This window comes from Pseudoalteromonas aliena, assembly GCF_038155085.1.
Classification (GTDB): domain Bacteria; phylum Pseudomonadota; class Gammaproteobacteria; order Enterobacterales; family Alteromonadaceae; genus Pseudoalteromonas; species Pseudoalteromonas aliena_A.
Genome location: NZ_JBAKAU010000008.1, coordinates 25,022 through 42,177, shown reverse-complemented (window position 1 = coordinate 42,177; position 17,156 = coordinate 25,022). Strand labels below are relative to the sequence as shown.

The following is a 17,156-nucleotide window of genomic DNA, read 5'->3' as shown; positions in this document are numbered from 1 at the left end:
GTTGACAGCCTTGTAGGTTTTATGCATGAGGAGAGTAGGATATTGTAAATTGAATTATATGATTTATATTAAGGTGATTCTTATATTTAATTAGTAAGACTTTCTCATAGAGCCAGAGGTGTTTAACGTCTGTTTTATTTTTGTGTAATTCAATTAAAGAATGTTTATGATGGTAAAAGGTTATGAGAACCATTAATTGGTTTTCTAGCTTTAATTACAAGATGTGATTGTTTTCTATAAATTACATCAATACACTTTATTTTGAGAAACTCAATAATCCCACTAAGATTCGAATGTTTTTCAATTTTTTAAAAAAAGCGTGTGTTTATTCACAATATTATCATATAATGTCCTTCCAAAGGAAAGGTGCTATCACGCATCTTTTTTTATGCCCAAAATTTATATTTTCTAAATATAGATGCATAACAAATCACACGATATCCTTTGGAGAATATTTTGAAACTACGCACACTCTCACAGCTAAGCCTAGCAATTTTCGCTGCACTATCTACCTCAGTAAATGCTGATGAAGCTAAAACAACAGCAAAACAAGACGCTTTTGAAAAAATAGAAGTCACAGCTCGTAAGCGTACAGAGAGCTTATTTGAATCTCCAACCGCTATCACATCAATTGGGGCGAACCTAATTGATAAAGCCAATATGAGTAATCTTGAAGATATTGGCAAATATGTTCCAAATTTAAACATCACCCGATACGGTGTTGGTAATGCAGCACACGCGTCTGTATTTATTCGTGGTATTGGTCTGCAAGATCACATAATAACTACCGATCCGGGTGTTGGCGTATACCTAGATGGTGTTTATTTAGGTCGTCAAATGGGTTCTAACTTATCATTGCCTAATGTTGAGCGTGTTGAAGTGCTTCGTGGTCCACAAGGTACTTTATATGGTCGTAATACATTAGGTGGCGCTGTAAATGTAATCACAAAGCAACCTGGTGATGAAGGTATTGTAACCACTACAGCTAAGCTGGGAAGTCGTGGACGCATTGCTGGTGATGTTTATTTTAATAACTCACTAAACGATGAACTAAGCATGTCGGCGAGTGCATCATACAAAACACGAGATGGTGTAGGTGAAGCTGTTAATTTAGCTAATCCAGAGAAAGAAATTGGTGAGGAAGAAGAATTTAGTGGTCGAGTAGCCCTTAAATGGCAAGCGAATAGCGATTTAGCATTCACTTTTTCTTTAGATGGAGTTGATAACGAATCGGGTCAATCACCTTACACAATTGAATTAACTTACCCGCTAGATGCAAGCGATGTATTTAATGGAGACTTCCCATTATTGACTCAAGATTTAATTCCATCAGACCCAGATGATTTAGGTACAACCGTTGCAGGTATTGAATCAACTTCTTACTCAGGTTGGGGCACATCGTTCTCGGTTGATTGGGCAATTAACGATACTTACACAACTAAGTTTATCTCAAGCTACCGTACATCTGAGTATGAAGGTGGCTTAGATGACGATGCATCACCTTTAAACTTGTCTGAGTTTCCAGAGGAGGGCGGAGCTGATCAGTACTCTTTTGAAGTTCAGCTAAATGCGACATTTGATAATATGGACTTTGTATCAGGTCTTTACTTTTTTAATGAAGATGGCTTTACACGTTCAGGCCCATTTGTATTCAGCCCATTTAATACACCCAATGGCTTATTAAATGATGGGGTAACAGAATCATTTGGTGGTTACGGCGATTTTGAAATTAACCAAGAAACTAATTCTTACGCAGCCTATTTTAATGCAAGCTACGATGTAACTGACGATTTAACCATTGGTGGTGGTCTTCGTTATTCAAAAGATGAAAAAGATGCAAATGCTATATTCCCATCATTTCCTACTCGTAAGTATGTAAGTGCAGATTTTGATGCAGTCACGTGGGATATAAATGCATCTTATCAGCTTAGCAAAAATATGAATGTGTATGGCCAGATTCAAAAAGGCTACCAAACAGGTGGTTTTCCACCGCGCCCATTTGGTGGACCAGACCAGTTTGTATCATTTGACGAAACTAAAGCGATTAACTATGAAATGGGTCTAAAAGGCCAAGTACACGAAAATGTATCTATGATGCTTGCGGTATTTGTGACTGATTACACTGATTTAGCATTACCGTTTTCAGACCCAACAGCCGGTGGCGGTTTCGTAACAATTGTAGAAAACGCTGGTCAGTCTAAAGCACAAGGTATTGAGCTTGAAACAACCGTTGCTATTACTGATGACTTTACTATTCGTAGTGCAGTTGGTTATTTAGATTCTGAAATAACAGAAGTGGCTGAGGGCGTACAAGGCGTAGGTAAAGGCGATTCACCAGCACTTACACCACGCTGGACTGTCATGGTTGCACCTTCTTACTTTATGGATTTAGAGAGTGGCGCAACACTTGCCTTTAATGCTAATTATTCGTATCGCAGTGAAATGCAAGGTCAATCAGTTTACAACCAAAGTGAGACTATTGATTCTCGTGAACTAGTTGGTTTTAATATTTCGTACACTAACCCATATGGCGATATGGAAGTTACATTATATGGTGAAAACGTTCTAAACGAAGTTTACGATGTTGGTCGCCTACAACAATCAGGTTTTGTTGGCGTAATGCGTAGTAATGATCGAAGTGAATTTGGTTTGAAATTCAAAAAAGATTTTGAACTTTAATTAGCTAAAATAATAAGGGAGCTGTTTTTTGCTCCCTTAATTTAATACTTATTAAAGTCTAAATGAAAGTATTTATTCATGACAAGTTAGTAAATTATAAAAGCCATTAACGTACTTATTTATCAACACTCTCTTTAATTGAAGCTATATTATTATTCGCTTTTTTATTCTTAGCAGGAGACTTAGCTGTTATTGGCTCTCTACTACCTTTAAGCACAGCCATAAAGTCATCTTTACTTTTTGCAATTTCAAGGGCTAGGGATTCGACTTGCTGCTCACTTAACGGCACATCTACTTTCTCTAACATCAGTTCAAGTGATTCTGCTATATCAAGCATCTTGTCATAGGCATCAGCTTCTTTTTTGGTAGTAAACGTCATGCGCTCAACTCCGTTTCGTTCTACAACATATTTAACAACAACAGCCATGATTTCTCCTGCAAGCTTGCGTAGTATTATGGTTTATAACAACTATACCACTGTTTTTTTATACAGCAATAGCCTGAGGTTAATTTTGTAAGCCAAGTGTACTAATTTTTATATCCTTAAGTTTGACAAAAAACTATAACTTTACTTTAGTTAAGTAATCACTTGCTGTACCAGCTGCATTTTCAGGATTTCGGATCATGGTGATAATGCGTTTAGGTTTTCTTTAGGTGATGGACTTATTGTTCTTTATTTATTGACTTTCCTGAGCAAAATTTAAAAAAGAAACAATAAGGATTGATCAATGAAACTGATTAAAAATATCTTCATCGTAGGCTTACTTCTTTTACTTCCTATAGCAACTGCAAATGCTCAGTTATCCGAAGTAGCTAAACAAATGCCACATGTAGAGACCATTAGTATAAATAATGCTAATGCTCAGACGCTTGCTAAACTGCCAGGTATAGGCAAGATGAAAGCACAGGCAATAGTAGATTATCGAGAAAAAAATGGTGAATTTAAAGACATTAAAGATTTATCACAAGTTAAAGGAATTGGTAAAAAATTGCTAACAAAACTGGAAGGAAAGATCTCGCTTTGAATATAATGATTTATAACCAGAGCACTACCTGCTCTGGTTAAACGCTTTTAATGCACTGCTCAAATTCTTTTTAGCAAAATAAATTTCAATAGGCGTTGTAAGCAAAGGATAACAAAGACCACCTAATATTAAAAATGGAATTAGGAGCCAACTTTGAAATACAGTAAATATTAAAAATAGTGGGCTCAGTAATATTAGTTTCATGATACGTAGTAATACCCGCTCACTAGGTGAAAGCATATCTAGTGATAAAGCAATTATTTCTTGGCGTTGACGTATTTTAAACTGTTTTAGCTCATTTATTTGACTAGAAAAAGGTGTGAACATATTAAATTGACTTTTTATAAATTAAGCGACTAATAACTAAAAGAAATAAAGTAACTGAGAATAATGCGAAAATAATTTCCATCCATGCTGGCATACTTAGCCCTATAAACTGCCAGTCTATATTGCCGCAATCCCCTGTTGCTTGAAAAAAGCTTGGTATCCACTCATGCAATGGCATAAATGGAGGAAAGTTAGGTTCGAATTCACAGCTAAATGCAAACGGATCTGTGGTTGTTTGCATGTTGATGTGTTCGCGAGCAATAAAAAACCCCCAGATGCTTGATACACCCCAGATTAAATATGCGCTTCCTCTAACAATTTTACTTTGGGGGTTAATTGAGCCAATTAAACCAGCGCTAAGTATACCAAGGACAGCAGTGCGCTGATAAATACACATGATGCACGGAGCCAATCCCATTTGATACTGAAAGAATAATGCTGTTACCTCTAGTAAAAATATAATTAATGTGAATAAAAGCCATGGAGTACGTTGAGTTGATAAATGAGCGAGCCAGTTCATAGAAATTCCGCGTTTAGGTAAGATACTCGATTATGACGTAGGATAAACCGAGGAGCAACAAAAAGAAAAGCTACTGAAATAGCTTTTTAGGACGGGTCATATTAGTGACTTTTTACTTCCATCCTTGAGTAAAGCCACCCGCATGATTATCGCAGAGTAGATGCTAATGTCGAGGTAAGTAAAAATAAAAAACGGTTTGTCCATTTGACGTTGCAACATTCATTAATGTGAACAGTTCCAACAAATAGATACTAGAACAAAGAACATAACCAGTTGTAGCGCCTCTCGAAAGCTAATACCCAAGCTATCACTGGTGCAAATAAATTTTAATCAATGATAAAGGCTACGATAGAGAAAAGTACACAACGTAACCTTATAAATGAAAGGCTTCTACAAATGCTTTACCTAACTGACGCTAAATGCAGAACCATGCCAAGACTCAGTCAAACAGCTTGGATAGTTTCTGCTAATTTAGCACCGCAAGCAAAGATTTTAGTTTTCTAAAACAAGTGTAGTTACAGGTTTTTAATAAATAGAGTAAGAGTTATAGGCAACGTACGGAACAAATTAGCAGCTAGCCTGCGATTATTAATACTTTGATACCACCTATGATTGTACGTACTTTCCAAAGCGCTGTACCGGTAGAAAGTTACGTAAGTAGCGCGGAATACTTTTACGTTTTGTCATTATCGATCTCCAGTTAAGTTGATTATCTCTTAGCTGGGGTAGTCGAATCTATTAAATTATGTCAGCTTGCAACCATAAAGGTAAGTAGTAAAGTCACATCTTACATTTAAGGTATTTCACGTTAAACTTGTACTGCAGATATCATTCTTATTAATTAATCTTGAATTACGAGTAAATCACTCGGTTGTAACGAGCAACACTCTGTTGCATAGATGTACCTTTTTATCGTACTGGTGTAGCTAATATATCTTACTTTACTTGTTAGTTGAGCTTCGTCTGGTACAATCAGTCAGTTATTCGTGTGGAACGATGAGTGTTGATTAATTCGAGTGGGAATTGAATGAGAATTTTTAAAGCGAAAAGCCCAGCAGGATTTGCTGAAGAATATATAGTTGAGTCTATTTGGAATGGCGATTTCCCTCCAGGTTCAATTCTACCTGCCGAGCGAGAACTTTCAGAGTTAATTGGTGTTACAAGAACGACCTTGCGGGAAGTGTTACAACGCTTAGCACGTGATGGTTGGCTAACAATACAGCATGGAAAACCAACAAAAGTAAATAACTTTTGGGAAACGTCTGGCTTAAACATTCTTGAAACATTAGCACGTCTTGATGAAGATAAAATGCCAGAGCTGACCGATCAGCTTTTATCTGCGCGTACTAATATCAGTGCTATTTATACACGAGCAGCAATTAAGTTAAATCCAGAACGAGTCATTGAGATTCTATCGCAAAGTCATGAGCTAGAGGATACAGCCCAGGCATTCGCTGATTACGATTATAAAGTTCATCACGAATTAGCTGTTGCCGGTAATAATCGTATTTATGTATTAATTCTTAATGGTTTTAGAGGCTTTTATTCTAAAATAGGTTGCCATTATTTTTCAGATGCTGGTACTCGTGAACTCGCCCGCCAATTTTATAAAGACTTAACAATTTTGGCAGAAAATAAAGAACATGATGGTGCTATCTCGATGATGCGTAAATATGGCCATCAAACGGGTGAAATTTGGCAACAAATCCGTGGTGATATGCCCTCAGATATAATGGATTAAATTTATACGAGAAACCTGTATTTACAGGTTTTTTATATAGGTAACAAATTAGATGGCAAGTGTTCGGTATTTTCGATTGCTCGAATCGCTAAATACGATTGTTCTTTTTTAAGTAATGACTTTAAAATGTCGGATAATTATATGTTTGCGCTATTGTTTTTATTTTTAGCGCCCATATAACTACCAGTATTACGTAAGTAATCTAAAATAAACTCAAAATATTTGGAGAATAAAATGGGTGTATTAGTAGGCCGCCAGGCACCAGACTTTACCGCTGCAGCTGTTCTAGGTAACGGTGAAATTGTAGATAGCTACAACCTTCACGAAACCATTAAAGGTAAAAAAGCAGTAATCTTCTTTTACCCACTAGATTTCACGTTTGTATGCCCTTCTGAACTTATTGCATTTGATAAGCGTTTCGAAGAATTCAAAAAGCGTGGCGTAGAAGTAATTGGTGTTTCTATCGATTCACAATTCTCACATAACGCATGGCGTAACACGCCTGTAGCTGACGGCGGTATTGGTAAAGTTCAATACGCACTAGTTGCAGACGTTAAACACGAAATCTGTAAAGCATACGACGTTGAGCATCCAGAAGCGGGTGTTGCATTTCGTGGTTCTTTCTTAATTGATGAAGAAGGTAACGTACGTCACCAAGTAGTGAACGATTTACCACTTGGCCGTAACATCGATGAAATGATCCGTATGGTTGACGCTTTAGCATTCCACACTGAGCACGGTGAAGTATGTCCTGCTGGTTGGACTGAAGGTAAAAAAGGTATGGACGCAAGCCCTGAAGGTGTTGCTAAGTTCTTATCTGAAAATGAAGGTGAGCTATAATTTAGCTCTTAATTTGAAATAGAGTGAAAATATTCTATTTTAAATTACCTCAGACCACCTACTTTATGTAGGTGGTTTTTATTACGAGTATATTTGATATGTTTGCCTTTTAAAAAATCAATTAAAATAGATGCCTTCCAGCTTTAAAGCTTCAATTTGAAAATGAAAAGCTTTATGCCTTTATATTTAACTTTCCTTGGAAATCTTGCCAACCTGGAGGAAATTGACCTCTTAATACATACGAAAACGCAATCAGCTCTGCAATAACATAATAAAGCTCTTTAGGAATTTCTTCCCCTAACTCTAAATGCGACAACGTTTTAGCAAGTGCTGCATCTTCGTGGATCATAATTCCTTTTAGTTTAGCCGCTGCTATTATTTCATCAGCTAATTCACCAAACCCTTTAACACTTACAGTGGGTGTGTTGCCAGCTTCGTACAAAAGCCCAATGGCTGATTTATTAATCGGTGTTTCACTCATAGCTAAACCTTAATATTAATAATTGCGTGAGACTTATAGAATGCCTGATTGTTGGCATCGCCTCGCTTTAAATTAAGCTCGCCAACTTGTAAGCCATGTTTAGCTAGTTTAGATCTTAAATTATCCAAGTGAGGGTGAGCAATTGCACTTACTTCTTGGCTCGAGGCTAATAGCTGGCAATCGAGTGCTTTATCCATTAACTCTGCAGTAATTTGTAGCTGTCCAAGTTGGGCATAATCAAAGTTTAATCTGACAAACCATACATTTTTATCTTCTAATTTACCGGCGTTTGGCTTTTTATACTGTCCAAGGGTTATTTCTGTTTGGGCTGCTTCTGGAGGTAATCTCATCGGTAATAAAAATTGTGCAAGCGGGTTTGTGTCTGGTTGTTGATTTGGTGTTGAGACACTTACTTGGTTAAGTGTATTTTTAACCTGTACGATTTCACTGGCCAAGGCTTGTACTTGAGCTTGCTGAAGCTGTTCAAGCATTTTTGATCCTGTGTTACCTGTTTTAAAAGTAGGTATAAGTACCTGTAAGAGAGCATCTAAGCCAGTTTGATTATTAAAACTAATAGGCGTTACTGATTGGCTAATGAGAGGCGCAGCTAAAATACTCACAGCCACCTGTTCAAGCCCTTTAGTGAAACTACTTTGCAGCATATCACCCGCTATTAGAGTGGGCTGTAAAGTAGCAAGTATTTCACGCTGTATGGTTGCAGGGTTTATGTTATTACTTGAAACCATACGGTTAAATGCTTGATTAATTAAGTGAGTTAAATCAGGGGTGTCTTTTGTTGCCTTATTTGTAATATCAGTAATTTGACTACTTAAAAGCGGTTTATTGTAAGCCAGCCTATCTGTAGGGGTTAGGGTATCAGGAAGCTTTAATAATGTACTTAATAGTCTTGCTTCTATTGGTTGTAGCATTTGACTACGAGAGAGCGAATTAGATAACGGCTCTGCTAATGGGAGCATGTTTTTAATAGAGGCTGGGTTTACACTGTTTTGATTGTTGCCATTTATTACTGGTTGCACTGAAAAAGTTGTTTGCCCTTTAGCAACAATTTCACTTGTAGGCTTAATTAACGTATCAACTTTACTGTTAGTACTAATATTCAGAACACTCAATTGACTCGCGTTTAAATTACTTGGCTTAGCGCTCGGCACTTCATTTTGAGTAATGTTATTTGTTATTGGCGTGTAGGTTGTTGGTGTGTTTGCAGGTGTTTGCCAAACACTAACACTTCCTTTTACCAGTTGCGCTAATTGTACAATAGGCGGGAGCCTTGAAAAGTGCTCTGGCAAAATATTGCTCGTATTGTTATTTAACGCAGTACTTACACTTTGAGTAATGTTAACTCTATTTAGTGGTGATTCACTCAGCTGTATAGCTAAAGGCGTTTTTTGTTGCGTAGGTAAGGTTGATAGCTGCGTTTGCTCAGATTTACTCATTGCCGTAAAAGGCTTATTTTCAAAATATTTAACCGCATCATTAATTCGCGTTTTTAAATCACTAAAACTGTTTTGTAGCCACGATTTTATTGGGCTATTTAGGGTCAATAATGGATTTACTGTTACATTAGAAACAAACGATGGCACTGCGGGTGCATTGCTTTTTTGCGCTAAAAGTAACTCGTTAAATGGTTTGGAGAATGAGTTGTTAAGCGTTATTTTTATATCGTTTGTATCGGTTTTAATAAATAATTTATCTGCTTGGTTCACTAAATTTACTTTAATAGGTGTGTTAGGTAGTTCAGCAAGTTGTTGATTAGTAATGGGTGTTGTAAACGCACCTGACTTTTGAGGGTGAGTTAAAATAGCCAGTTTAGGTGTTGCTTGAAGCTGCGCACTAGGCAATAAGGCCACGAGTAAATTAGTAAGTTTAGTTTGGCTAAGTGGTTGCGAGTGAACCGTATCAGCAAAGCGGTTAACAACATTAATCTGTGCGCCTTTATTAGTCGTACTAACAACTATTTTTAAAGGCTGTTCAGTTATAAGTAACTGGGCTACTTCTTTATTTATGGCAATACTTGCGTTGAGCTTATCAATAACTAACTTGGGAGAGGGGGACGCTGTAACGTGTACATCCATTGGTTGGCTTTGCACCTCTGTGCCCGTGCTTACGTAATTTAACAAACGCTGTAATTGTACCGGTTGACTTAAAGTAAGGTTTGTACTGTTTGGCGATATGTTGAGCTGTTTGCCATCGGGACTAAGTTGTATGTTAGCACTGGCTATTTTTTGTAAATTTTGAGGTGCGCTTGTAGTGCCAAGCCTTAATGTTTGCCAATGCTTATCAATAAATACATCAAGCGTAATCGAGTCTTTCGAAAATTGGATGTTTTTAGCCGCAAGTACCTCACTAGGTAACTGTGGTAACTCATTGGTTTGGCTGTGAGCAGGTTGATTGATAACCAATGAGTTAGATAATGTTATTTGCGTTGGTGTATTCATTATTTTAAATCAAGTTTTTGTTAATCGATTATAAAGCAATATTCGTATTACCCTATCATTATGGTAGACTAACGCCTAATTTTTGGCAGAGAGAATCGTCATCTTGTTACACATTAAGTCCGTCACCTGCATCAAGCAAGATCGTTGTTTGTTTGCGGATCTTAATTTTAGCCTTAATAGCGGTCAAATCATGCAATTAGCGGGTCCTAATGGGGCTGGTAAAACATCGCTATTGCGTATTATTGCTGGCTTTTCTGTGCCTGATGAAGGGTCTGTTCTGTTCCAAGAGCAACCTATATCTAAGTACTATGAAGAGTATGCCACAGAGCTGCTTTTTATAGGGCATAAAACAGGTGTAAGTACTCAGCTTAGTGCAGTTGAAAATGTTCGCCACTGGTTACAAATTAATGGCTACATAAATGAGCCTGATTTATATCCTATTTTAGCGCAACTTGGCCTTGTTGGACTTGAAGATGTACCCGTTAGAATGCTATCTGCTGGACAACAACGGCGCGTGGCTTTAGTTAGACTTTGGTTAAGTGATGCTAAATTATGGGTACTTGATGAGCCATTTACCGCGCTTGATAAAAGCGGTGTCGCCTTTTTACAGCAGCGATTTACTGAACACTTACAAAGCGGTGGTGCCATTTTATTAACGACCCACCAAGACTTAACGACCCACTTTAGTAACTTACAAACGGTTACACTGGAGTATCGCCACTAATGACTCGTCAACACTCTTATTGGTTGCTATTTAGTGCGGTATTTACCAAAGATGTGAAACTTGCGTTTCGCCAGCGCGCCGAAATTGTAAATCCTATTTTATTCTTCTTAATTGTAATTTCACTATTTCCGTTAGCAATAGGGCCTGAGCCCGGTCTACTTGCGAGAATGGCGCCAGGTATTATTTGGGTTGCCGCATTACTCTCTACCATGTTGGGTTTAGATAAGTTGTTTAGGGATGATTTTAACGATGGCTCGTTGGAGCAATTAATTGCATCCTCCTATCCGTTATCGCTAACCGTACTTGCTAAAGTGGCTGCTCACTGGGTGGTAACAGGTTTGCCGCTTGTATTAATGACTCCGCTATTTGCATTGTTGTTAAACCTAGAGAGTACGGCGTTAACAGCAACCGTTTTAACACTATTATTAGGCACACCATTATTGAGCTTTATAGGCGCAATAGGTGCTGGGCTTACTGTGGGGCTACAAAAAGGAGGTATTTTGATGAGTTTACTCGTACTGCCTTTATATATTCCTGTTTTGATTTTTGCAACGTCGGCTATCGATACCAGTACAATGTCACTGGATTATAGTGGGCAGCTTGCCATCCTTGGTGCAATGTTACTTATTGCTATTATTAGCGCACCAATCGCCATATCGTCAGCTTTAAAAGTGAGTGTAAGTTAATGTGGAAGTGGTTACATCCCTATGCTAAAGCAGAGCGTGCATACCAGTTATGCAATACGTTACTGCCATATTTTGCCGTAGTTACCGTAGTTAGTATGATTGTAGGATGGGTATGGGGGCTTGGTTTTGCACCTGCCGACTATCAACAAAAAGACAGCTACCGTATCATTTTTATTCATGTTCCTTCTGCCATTTTATCTATGGGCGCTTACTCTTCAATGGCGATTGCCGCTATTGTTGCACTTGTATGGCAGCTACGAAATGCCGAACTTGCCGTTATAGCTATTGCGCCTGTTGGTGCATGTATAACAGCTATTGCCCTTATTACGGGCGCTGCATGGGGTAAGCCTATGTGGGGTGCTTGGTGGGTATGGGATGCACGTTTAACGTCTGAGCTTATTTTATTATTTTTATATCTTGGCGTACTTTCGCTTTACCATGCATTTGAAGATAAGAAGTCAGCAGGGCGTGCGGCTTCTATTTTAGCAATTGTTGGCGTAATTAATTTACCTATTATTCATTACTCTGTTGAGTGGTGGAATACGTTACACCAAGGTGCAAGCATTACAAAGTTGGATACAAAAGCGATAGATCCAAGTATGTTTTGGCCTCTTATGGTTAATATTTTAGCCTTTGCTGCTTTTGTTGGAACAGTGACTTTAATTCGTCTTAAAAATGAAATTTTGCAACGAGAAAAGCACCGACCGTGGGTGCGCTCGTTGTTAAATAAGGGGTAATTATGCAGTTTGACTCTTTTTCTGATTTTATTGCAATGGGAGGTTATGGATTTTATGTCTGGCTTTCTTTTGGTACATGCGCACTTATTTTACTCGGTATTTTAGTGAACTCTTTGAGAGACACCAAGCGTATTATGGCTTCAGTGGAGCAACAAATAATACGTGAAGCGCGAATTAAAAAAGCTAAGCAGGAACAAATCTCATGAATCCAAGACGTAAGAAGCGCCTATTGGTAATCATTGCCGTACTGTTTGGTATTGGTGGGTCTATTGGCTTAGTGCTTTATGCACTTCAAGAAAATATTAATCTTTTTTATACGCCAAGCGAATTAATTGATGGCAAAGGCCCTAATAAAGAAAAACCCTTCATTGGGCAAAAGCTACGTATTGGTGGAATGGTTGTACCAGGTACGGTTGAGCGTAATGAACAAAGCTTGCAAGTAAACTTCAAGCTAATAGACACTGGTCCATTAGTGACTGTGCGTTATCAAGGTATATTGCCAGATTTGTTTCGTGAGGGGCAAGGCATTGTAGCGCAGGGTGTATTAGTCGAACCTAATGTTATTGAAGCATTTGAAGTGCTTGCAAAGCATGATGAAGAGTACATGCCAGCAGAAGTTGCAGAGGCAGTTAAAGGTATTAAGCACGAAAAACCAAAGTACAACTTAGATAGTGGTAATTAGCTATGATCCCAGAAATTGGTTATTTTTCTTTAACGCTTGCCATGGTGCTAAGCGTTTTACTGTGTATTTTTCCTCTTTGGGGCGCGCATACCGGTAATCTTCGATTAATGCGTGCGGCTCCATCTTTAGCAATAGGGCAGTTTGCTTTTGTATTAATCTCTTTTGCTGCACTTATTTATGCAAGTTTAACAGACGACTTTACCGTGTCGTACGTGGCGTATCATTCAAGTAGTACACTGCCTTGGTATTACAAAATCACCTCTACATGGGGAGGGCATGAAGGAGCTATTTTATTATGGTTAGTCATGCAAGCGGGTTGGACTGCTGCTGTTGCAGCGCGTTCTAAATCATTACCTTGGGTTTTGCGTGCTCGCGTACTAGGTGTGCTTGGCTTTTTAGGTGTCGGTTTTATGATGTACACCTTACTGCTTTCAAGCCCGTTTGAGCGCCTACTTCCTTATTTTCCGGTAGAAGGGCGTGATTTGAATCCGCTGCTTCAAGATCCAGGTATGATTATTCATCCACCATTATTGTACATGGGCTATGTGGGGTTGTCGGTTGCTTTCTCTTTTGCTATAGCTGCATTGTTAACCGGTAAACTTGATAACACATGGGCTAAATGGTCACGTCCGTGGACGATGACTGCATGGGGTTTCTTAGGTTTAGGTCTTACCATTGGTAGCTGGTGGGCGTATTCAGAACTAGGCTGGGGCGGCTGGTGGTTCTGGGATCCAGTAGAAAACGCAGCGCTTATGCCTTGGCTTGTTGCAACCGCATTACTGCATTCATTAAGTGTGACAGAAAAGCGCGGTATATTTAAATCATGGACTGTATTATTAGCAATTGCAGGCTTTTCGTTAAGCTTGTTAGGTACGTTTATTGTACGCTCGGGTATTATTGTATCGGTACATGCGTTTGCTACAGACCCTGATAGAGGCTTATTTATACTCGCCTTTTTAGGCATCGTTGTCGGTGGTGGCTTGGCGTTATATGCAATGCGTGTATCGCAAGTTCACAGTGAAGGGCGATACAAGCTGGTATCGCGCGAAGTGGCGTTATGGCTCAATAATATATTTTTAGTCGTTGCTACATTAATTGTTATGTTAGGTACACTGTTGCCAATGGTTCATAAAGAAATGGGCTTAGGTAGCATTTCTATTGGCGAACCGTTTTTTAATAAGATGTTTGCAATAATTTTAGTACCGTTTGCTATTTTGATGGGTATCGGACCACTTTTACGTTGGAAGCAAAACAAGTGGGCTTTTTTGCAAAACAAAATATTAATGGGTGTATTAGCAAGTGTTGTGATTACCTGTGCTTGGTTGTTCTCAAGTTACGATTTAGTAAAACCACTTACGTTATTAGCGACAACACTTGCGGTTTGGATTGCAATATCAACAGGGATTGATATTTACACCAAAGCAGCTGTACACGGGAGCCTAAAAGAAGGCTTAAAACGTTTTACTGTAAGTTACTGGGCTATGGTACTTGGGCATATTGGTATTGCATTTATTATTGCGGGCGTAACACTTACCTCGGCTTATTCAGTAGAGCGTGATGTATCTATGAAACCGGGTGAAACAGCACAGCTTAATGAGTATGAATATCGCTTTGATGGTGTAAAAGCTATTCGTGGACCAAACTACAGCGGTCATGCGGGCGTTGTATCGGTGCTTAAAAATAATGAACTAGTAACACGTTTACACGCCGAAAAACGTAAATATGACATTGGAATGCAGTTTATGACTGAGGCGGCAATAGATGCCGGCTTTAAACGTGATTTATATTTAGCATTAGGTGAGCAACTAAGTGGAGACGCATGGTCACTTCGTATTTATCATAAACCATTTGTACGCTGGATATGGATTGGTGGTGTGCTTATGTCATTTGCAGGCTTCATGATTTTGTTTGATAAGCGTTACCGTACATCAGCTAAAACAGCTCGTAAAGATGTACCGGAGAGTGTTTTATGAACCGTAAAATTTTAGCTATTGCGCCGCTTTTAGTGTTTGCTTTTGTCTGTATGTTTTTATACCAAGGGCTTTTTGCCAACCCTCGTGAAATTCAAACAGGGCGGTTAGGTCAAGAAATGCCAGCGTTTAATTTGCCTGATTTAATGCAAGACAATAAGCAGTGGACTAACGAGTCGTTAAAAGGCGATGTTTACTTATTAAATGTGTGGGGGACTTGGTGCCCAACATGTTTAGTTGAGCTTGCTTATTTAACTAAGTTACGTGAGCAAGGCGTTAAAATTATTGGACTTTATTACGTACAAGGTTACGATGCTGATTTTGATGGCCCGTTTGATATGCAATCACTTCGCACAGAAGTGAGTGATATGTTGCAACGTGCGGGTGACCCTTACCAATTTAATATTTTAGATCTACACCGTACTTTGTCGTTGGATTTAGGTGTATCGGGTGCGCCAGAAACATTTTTAGTCGATAAAAACGGCACTATTTTGTTACACCACACCGGTGATATAAACCCGCGAGTATGGCGAGCTAAATTTGCGCCAATTATGCAGGAGCTTAAATAATGAAGTGGTTACTACTTACGCTTAGTCTTTTTGTAAGCACGGGTGCGTTTGCACAGCAAGATCGCTATCAATTTGATAACAACAAACAAGCAATATTGTTTGAAGAGTTAACCAAAGAGCTACGTTGCCCTAAGTGTCAAAATCAAAACATTGCTGACTCTGACGCTGTTGTTGCTAAAGACTTGCGCGACAAAGTGCTCGTATTGGTTAAAGAAGGTAAAAACAAAGACGAAGTGATTGATTATATGATTGACCGCTTTGGTTACTTTGTTCATTATGACCCACCTGTTACGCCAGCGACTTTAGTGCTGTGGGTGCTACCTGTATTGATTGTAATTGCTGGCTTTGGTTTTATTGTTATTCGCCAACGAAAAGCATCAGTAAAACAAACATGGAGCAGCGATGACGAAATGCTGTTAGCTAAGCTAATTGATGAAAATAAACGTCAGGGGCAAAGTTAAATGATTTTAATGTGGGCGTGTTTTGCTTTACTCACTTTGGTTGCTCTTGGGTTTGTGATGTTGCCTTTTTTAAAAAAAGAGCGTGTTCAAACAATTACTCATAACGCCAATGCGGAGCTAATTAGCATTTATGAGCAGCGTTTAGTTGATTTACAAACCGATTTAGATAATCAGCGTATTGATACCGTAAATCATGCAGAATCAATTATTGAATTAAAACGTCGTTTATTGAACGAGTTATCACCAGAGAAGTCACTTAACAGCAAAGGTAATAACCGTATTTTTGCTTTAACTGGTGGCGCATTTGTTCTTGCTCTAGCAGGTGTTTTTTATGGTTTAACGGGTAGTCAGCAGCAAATTTCGGCTTGGAATGATGCAATGGATAATTTAGCTGATTACGGCGAGCGTGCTGTAATGCAAAAAGGTGAGCCGCTTAGCCAAAATGAGCTGCAGGCTTTTGCATTGGCGCTTCGTACAAAGCTTAGCCGCTCAGGTGATGATGAAGTTGCTTGGATGCTACTTGGACGAGTTGCTATGTCGCTTAATGAATTTGACATGGCACAGCAGTCATTTGATAAAGCACTACGTATGAATCCTGATAATATGCAGGTACTTATTAGTTATAGCCAAGTTTTATTACTAGAAGGCAGCGAAGCTAATATGACTCGTGCGGCAGGTATGCTTTCAAAAGTACTAAACGTTGAGCCTACCAATTTAGATGCTATTTCGTTACTCGCGCTGATAGCTTATGAGCGTAAAGATTGGCCGCAAGCTAAAACTGCATTTGAAGTTTTATTGGCGAGCATGGAAAAAAATGATTCACGTTATAACATGATCTCAGAACGTATTTCTGATATTGAGCAGAAAATGCAAAGTGAAGGATCTGTTATACCTGCTACTAACAGTAGCAAGATTGCGGTTACCGTAGATATTGCAAAAGAGCTTATTGATAAACAACCAAAGGACGGTATTTTGTTTATATTTGCAAAAGCAGCAAGTGGTTCGCCAATGCCGCTAGCTGCTGTTAAGCTCGCTAAATATTCATTTCCAATTACAGTTGAGTTGAGTGATAGTAGTGCAATGGTTGCAGGGCTTAACTTATCGAGTGCTGAAAATATTATTATTTCAGCGCGTATTTCTATTGATGAATCGGTTATGCCAAACTCTGGTGAGTTAGAAGGTCACTCACAGTCGTTAAAGCGTGAAAGTGTAAGTGACTACCAACTTCAAATTGATACATTAATACCTTAAGGACGTT

The 17,156-nt window shown here is 38.6% G+C and carries 18 protein-coding genes; 13 read left to right on the top strand and 5 right to left on the bottom strand.

Annotated elements, in window-relative coordinates; translation table 11 throughout:
* The first annotated feature begins 456 nt into the window (after positions 1–456).
* Positions 457–2,679, top strand: coding sequence for a TonB-dependent receptor (locus V6260_RS09630; protein ID WP_341593865.1), 2,223 nt, complete (start codon positions 457–459; stop codon positions 2,677–2,679).
* A gap of 115 nt (positions 2,680–2,794) precedes the next feature.
* Here the strand turns inward: V6260_RS09630 and V6260_RS09625 are convergent, their stop codons facing one another.
* Entirely contained in the window at positions 2,795–3,106 is a 312-nt protein-coding gene (locus V6260_RS09625) for a YebG family protein (protein WP_341593864.1), read from the bottom strand.
* 301 nt (positions 3,107–3,407) lie between these two features.
* Between V6260_RS09625 and V6260_RS09620 the strand changes: the two genes are divergently transcribed.
* Positions 3,408–3,704 carry a helix-hairpin-helix domain-containing protein gene (locus tag V6260_RS09620; protein ID WP_341593863.1) on the top strand — a complete coding sequence of 99 codons (297 nt, stop codon included), beginning with the start codon at positions 3,408–3,410 and terminating at the stop codon, positions 3,702–3,704.
* A gap of 24 nt (positions 3,705–3,728) precedes the next feature.
* On the opposite strand, the gene V6260_RS09615 is transcribed toward V6260_RS09620, so the two are convergent.
* A complete protein-coding gene (locus tag V6260_RS09615) occupies positions 3,729–4,031 on the bottom strand; it encodes a DUF6170 family protein (protein ID WP_341593862.1) in 303 nt (100 codons plus the stop codon).
* 1 nt (position 4,032) lies between these two features.
* The gene (gene dsbB, locus V6260_RS09610) at positions 4,033–4,551 is read right to left on the bottom strand and encodes a disulfide bond formation protein DsbB (RefSeq protein ID WP_341593861.1); all 519 of its coding nucleotides are present in this window, start codon (positions 4,549–4,551) and stop codon (positions 4,033–4,035) included.
* Between the two features lie 1,027 nt (positions 4,552–5,578).
* On the opposite strand from dsbB, the gene fadR reads away from it, so the two are divergent.
* Entirely contained in the window at positions 5,579–6,292 is a 714-nt protein-coding gene (gene fadR / locus V6260_RS09605) for a fatty acid metabolism transcriptional regulator FadR (protein WP_341593860.1), read from the top strand.
* A 234-nt stretch (positions 6,293–6,526) separates the two neighbouring features.
* The gene (locus V6260_RS09600; protein WP_341593859.1) at positions 6,527–7,132 is read left to right on the top strand and encodes a peroxiredoxin C; all 606 of its coding nucleotides are present in this window, start codon (positions 6,527–6,529) and stop codon (positions 7,130–7,132) included.
* 172 nt (positions 7,133–7,304) lie between these two features.
* Here the strand turns inward: V6260_RS09600 and V6260_RS09595 are convergent, their stop codons facing one another.
* Positions 7,305–7,613, bottom strand: a complete 309-nt coding sequence (locus V6260_RS09595; RefSeq protein WP_138488715.1) for an EscU/YscU/HrcU family type III secretion system export apparatus switch protein — start codon at positions 7,611–7,613, stop codon at positions 7,305–7,307.
* Between the two features lie 2 nt (positions 7,614–7,615).
* Positions 7,616–10,069, bottom strand: coding sequence for a flagellar hook-length control protein FliK (locus tag V6260_RS09590; protein ID WP_341593858.1), 2,454 nt, complete (start codon positions 10,067–10,069; stop codon positions 7,616–7,618).
* A 103-nt stretch (positions 10,070–10,172) separates the two neighbouring features.
* Between V6260_RS09590 and ccmA the strand changes: the two genes are divergently transcribed.
* The 9 genes from ccmA to ccmI are packed head-to-tail and all read left to right on the top strand — an operon-like array spanning position 10,173 to position 17,149.
* A complete protein-coding gene (gene ccmA / locus V6260_RS09585) occupies positions 10,173–10,793 on the top strand; it encodes a cytochrome c biogenesis heme-transporting ATPase CcmA (RefSeq protein ID WP_341593857.1) in 621 nt (206 codons plus the stop codon).
* Positions 10,793–11,479 (top strand): heme exporter protein CcmB, encoded by a 687-nt coding sequence (gene ccmB / locus V6260_RS09580; protein WP_002959286.1) that lies wholly within the window; start codon positions 10,793–10,795, stop codon positions 11,477–11,479. The genes ccmA and ccmB overlap by 1 nt, the downstream gene beginning before the upstream one ends.
* Positions 11,479–12,216: a heme ABC transporter permease gene (locus V6260_RS09575; protein ID WP_002959285.1), complete on the top strand. Its 738-nt coding sequence runs from the start codon at positions 11,479–11,481 to the stop codon at positions 12,214–12,216. Before ccmB ends, V6260_RS09575 begins: the two co-directional genes overlap by 1 nt.
* 2 nt (positions 12,217–12,218) lie before the next feature.
* Positions 12,219–12,422 (top strand): heme exporter protein CcmD, encoded by a 204-nt coding sequence (ccmD, locus tag V6260_RS09570; protein ID WP_002959284.1) that lies wholly within the window; start codon positions 12,219–12,221, stop codon positions 12,420–12,422.
* Complete coding sequence (gene ccmE / locus V6260_RS09565) at positions 12,419–12,898, top strand: cytochrome c maturation protein CcmE (protein WP_149591775.1); 480 nt, start codon at positions 12,419–12,421, stop codon at positions 12,896–12,898. Before ccmD ends, ccmE begins: the two co-directional genes overlap by 4 nt.
* Positions 12,899–12,900: 2 nt before the next feature.
* Complete coding sequence (locus V6260_RS09560) at positions 12,901–14,871, top strand: heme lyase CcmF/NrfE family subunit (protein WP_341593856.1); 1,971 nt, start codon at positions 12,901–12,903, stop codon at positions 14,869–14,871.
* Positions 14,868–15,437: a redoxin family protein gene (locus tag V6260_RS09555; RefSeq protein ID WP_341593855.1), complete on the top strand. Its 570-nt coding sequence runs from the start codon at positions 14,868–14,870 to the stop codon at positions 15,435–15,437. The genes V6260_RS09560 and V6260_RS09555 overlap by 4 nt, the downstream gene beginning before the upstream one ends.
* On the top strand, positions 15,437–15,898 hold the full coding sequence (locus V6260_RS09550) for a cytochrome c-type biogenesis protein (RefSeq protein WP_341593854.1): 462 nt from the start codon (positions 15,437–15,439) through the stop codon (positions 15,896–15,898). Before V6260_RS09555 ends, V6260_RS09550 begins: the two co-directional genes overlap by 1 nt.
* A complete protein-coding gene (gene ccmI, locus V6260_RS09545) occupies positions 15,899–17,149 on the top strand; it encodes a c-type cytochrome biogenesis protein CcmI (RefSeq protein WP_341593853.1) in 1,251 nt (416 codons plus the stop codon). It begins immediately after the preceding gene.
* Positions 17,150–17,156 lie beyond the last annotated feature (7 nt).

Coding starts and splice junctions, on each gene's coding strand:
- V6260_RS09625 (WP_341593864.1), bottom strand. CDS start 3,106: ATGGCTGTTGTTGTTAAATATGTTGTAGAACGAAACGGAGTTGAGCGC.
- ccmD (WP_002959284.1), top strand. CDS start 12,219: ATGCAGTTTGACTCTTTTTCTGATTTTATTGCAATGGGAGGTTATGGA.
- V6260_RS09595 (WP_138488715.1), bottom strand. CDS start 7,613: ATGAGTGAAACACCGATTAATAAATCAGCCATTGGGCTTTTGTACGAA.
- V6260_RS09555 (WP_341593855.1), top strand. CDS start 14,868: ATGAACCGTAAAATTTTAGCTATTGCGCCGCTTTTAGTGTTTGCTTTT.
- dsbB (WP_341593861.1), bottom strand. CDS start 4,551: ATGAACTGGCTCGCTCATTTATCAACTCAACGTACTCCATGGCTTTTA.
- V6260_RS09590 (WP_341593858.1), bottom strand. CDS start 10,069: ATGAATACACCAACGCAAATAACATTATCTAACTCATTGGTTATCAAT.
- V6260_RS09615 (WP_341593862.1), bottom strand. CDS start 4,031: ATGTTCACACCTTTTTCTAGTCAAATAAATGAGCTAAAACAGTTTAAA.
- V6260_RS09575 (WP_002959285.1), top strand. CDS start 11,479: ATGTGGAAGTGGTTACATCCCTATGCTAAAGCAGAGCGTGCATACCAG.
- V6260_RS09560 (WP_341593856.1), top strand. CDS start 12,901: ATGATCCCAGAAATTGGTTATTTTTCTTTAACGCTTGCCATGGTGCTA.
- V6260_RS09620 (WP_341593863.1), top strand. CDS start 3,408: ATGAAACTGATTAAAAATATCTTCATCGTAGGCTTACTTCTTTTACTT.
- ccmI (WP_341593853.1), top strand. CDS start 15,899: ATGATTTTAATGTGGGCGTGTTTTGCTTTACTCACTTTGGTTGCTCTT.
- ccmE (WP_149591775.1), top strand. CDS start 12,419: ATGAATCCAAGACGTAAGAAGCGCCTATTGGTAATCATTGCCGTACTG.
- V6260_RS09600 (WP_341593859.1), top strand. CDS start 6,527: ATGGGTGTATTAGTAGGCCGCCAGGCACCAGACTTTACCGCTGCAGCT.
- fadR (WP_341593860.1), top strand. CDS start 5,579: ATGAGAATTTTTAAAGCGAAAAGCCCAGCAGGATTTGCTGAAGAATAT.
- V6260_RS09550 (WP_341593854.1), top strand. CDS start 15,437: ATGAAGTGGTTACTACTTACGCTTAGTCTTTTTGTAAGCACGGGTGCG.
- ccmB (WP_002959286.1), top strand. CDS start 10,793: ATGACTCGTCAACACTCTTATTGGTTGCTATTTAGTGCGGTATTTACC.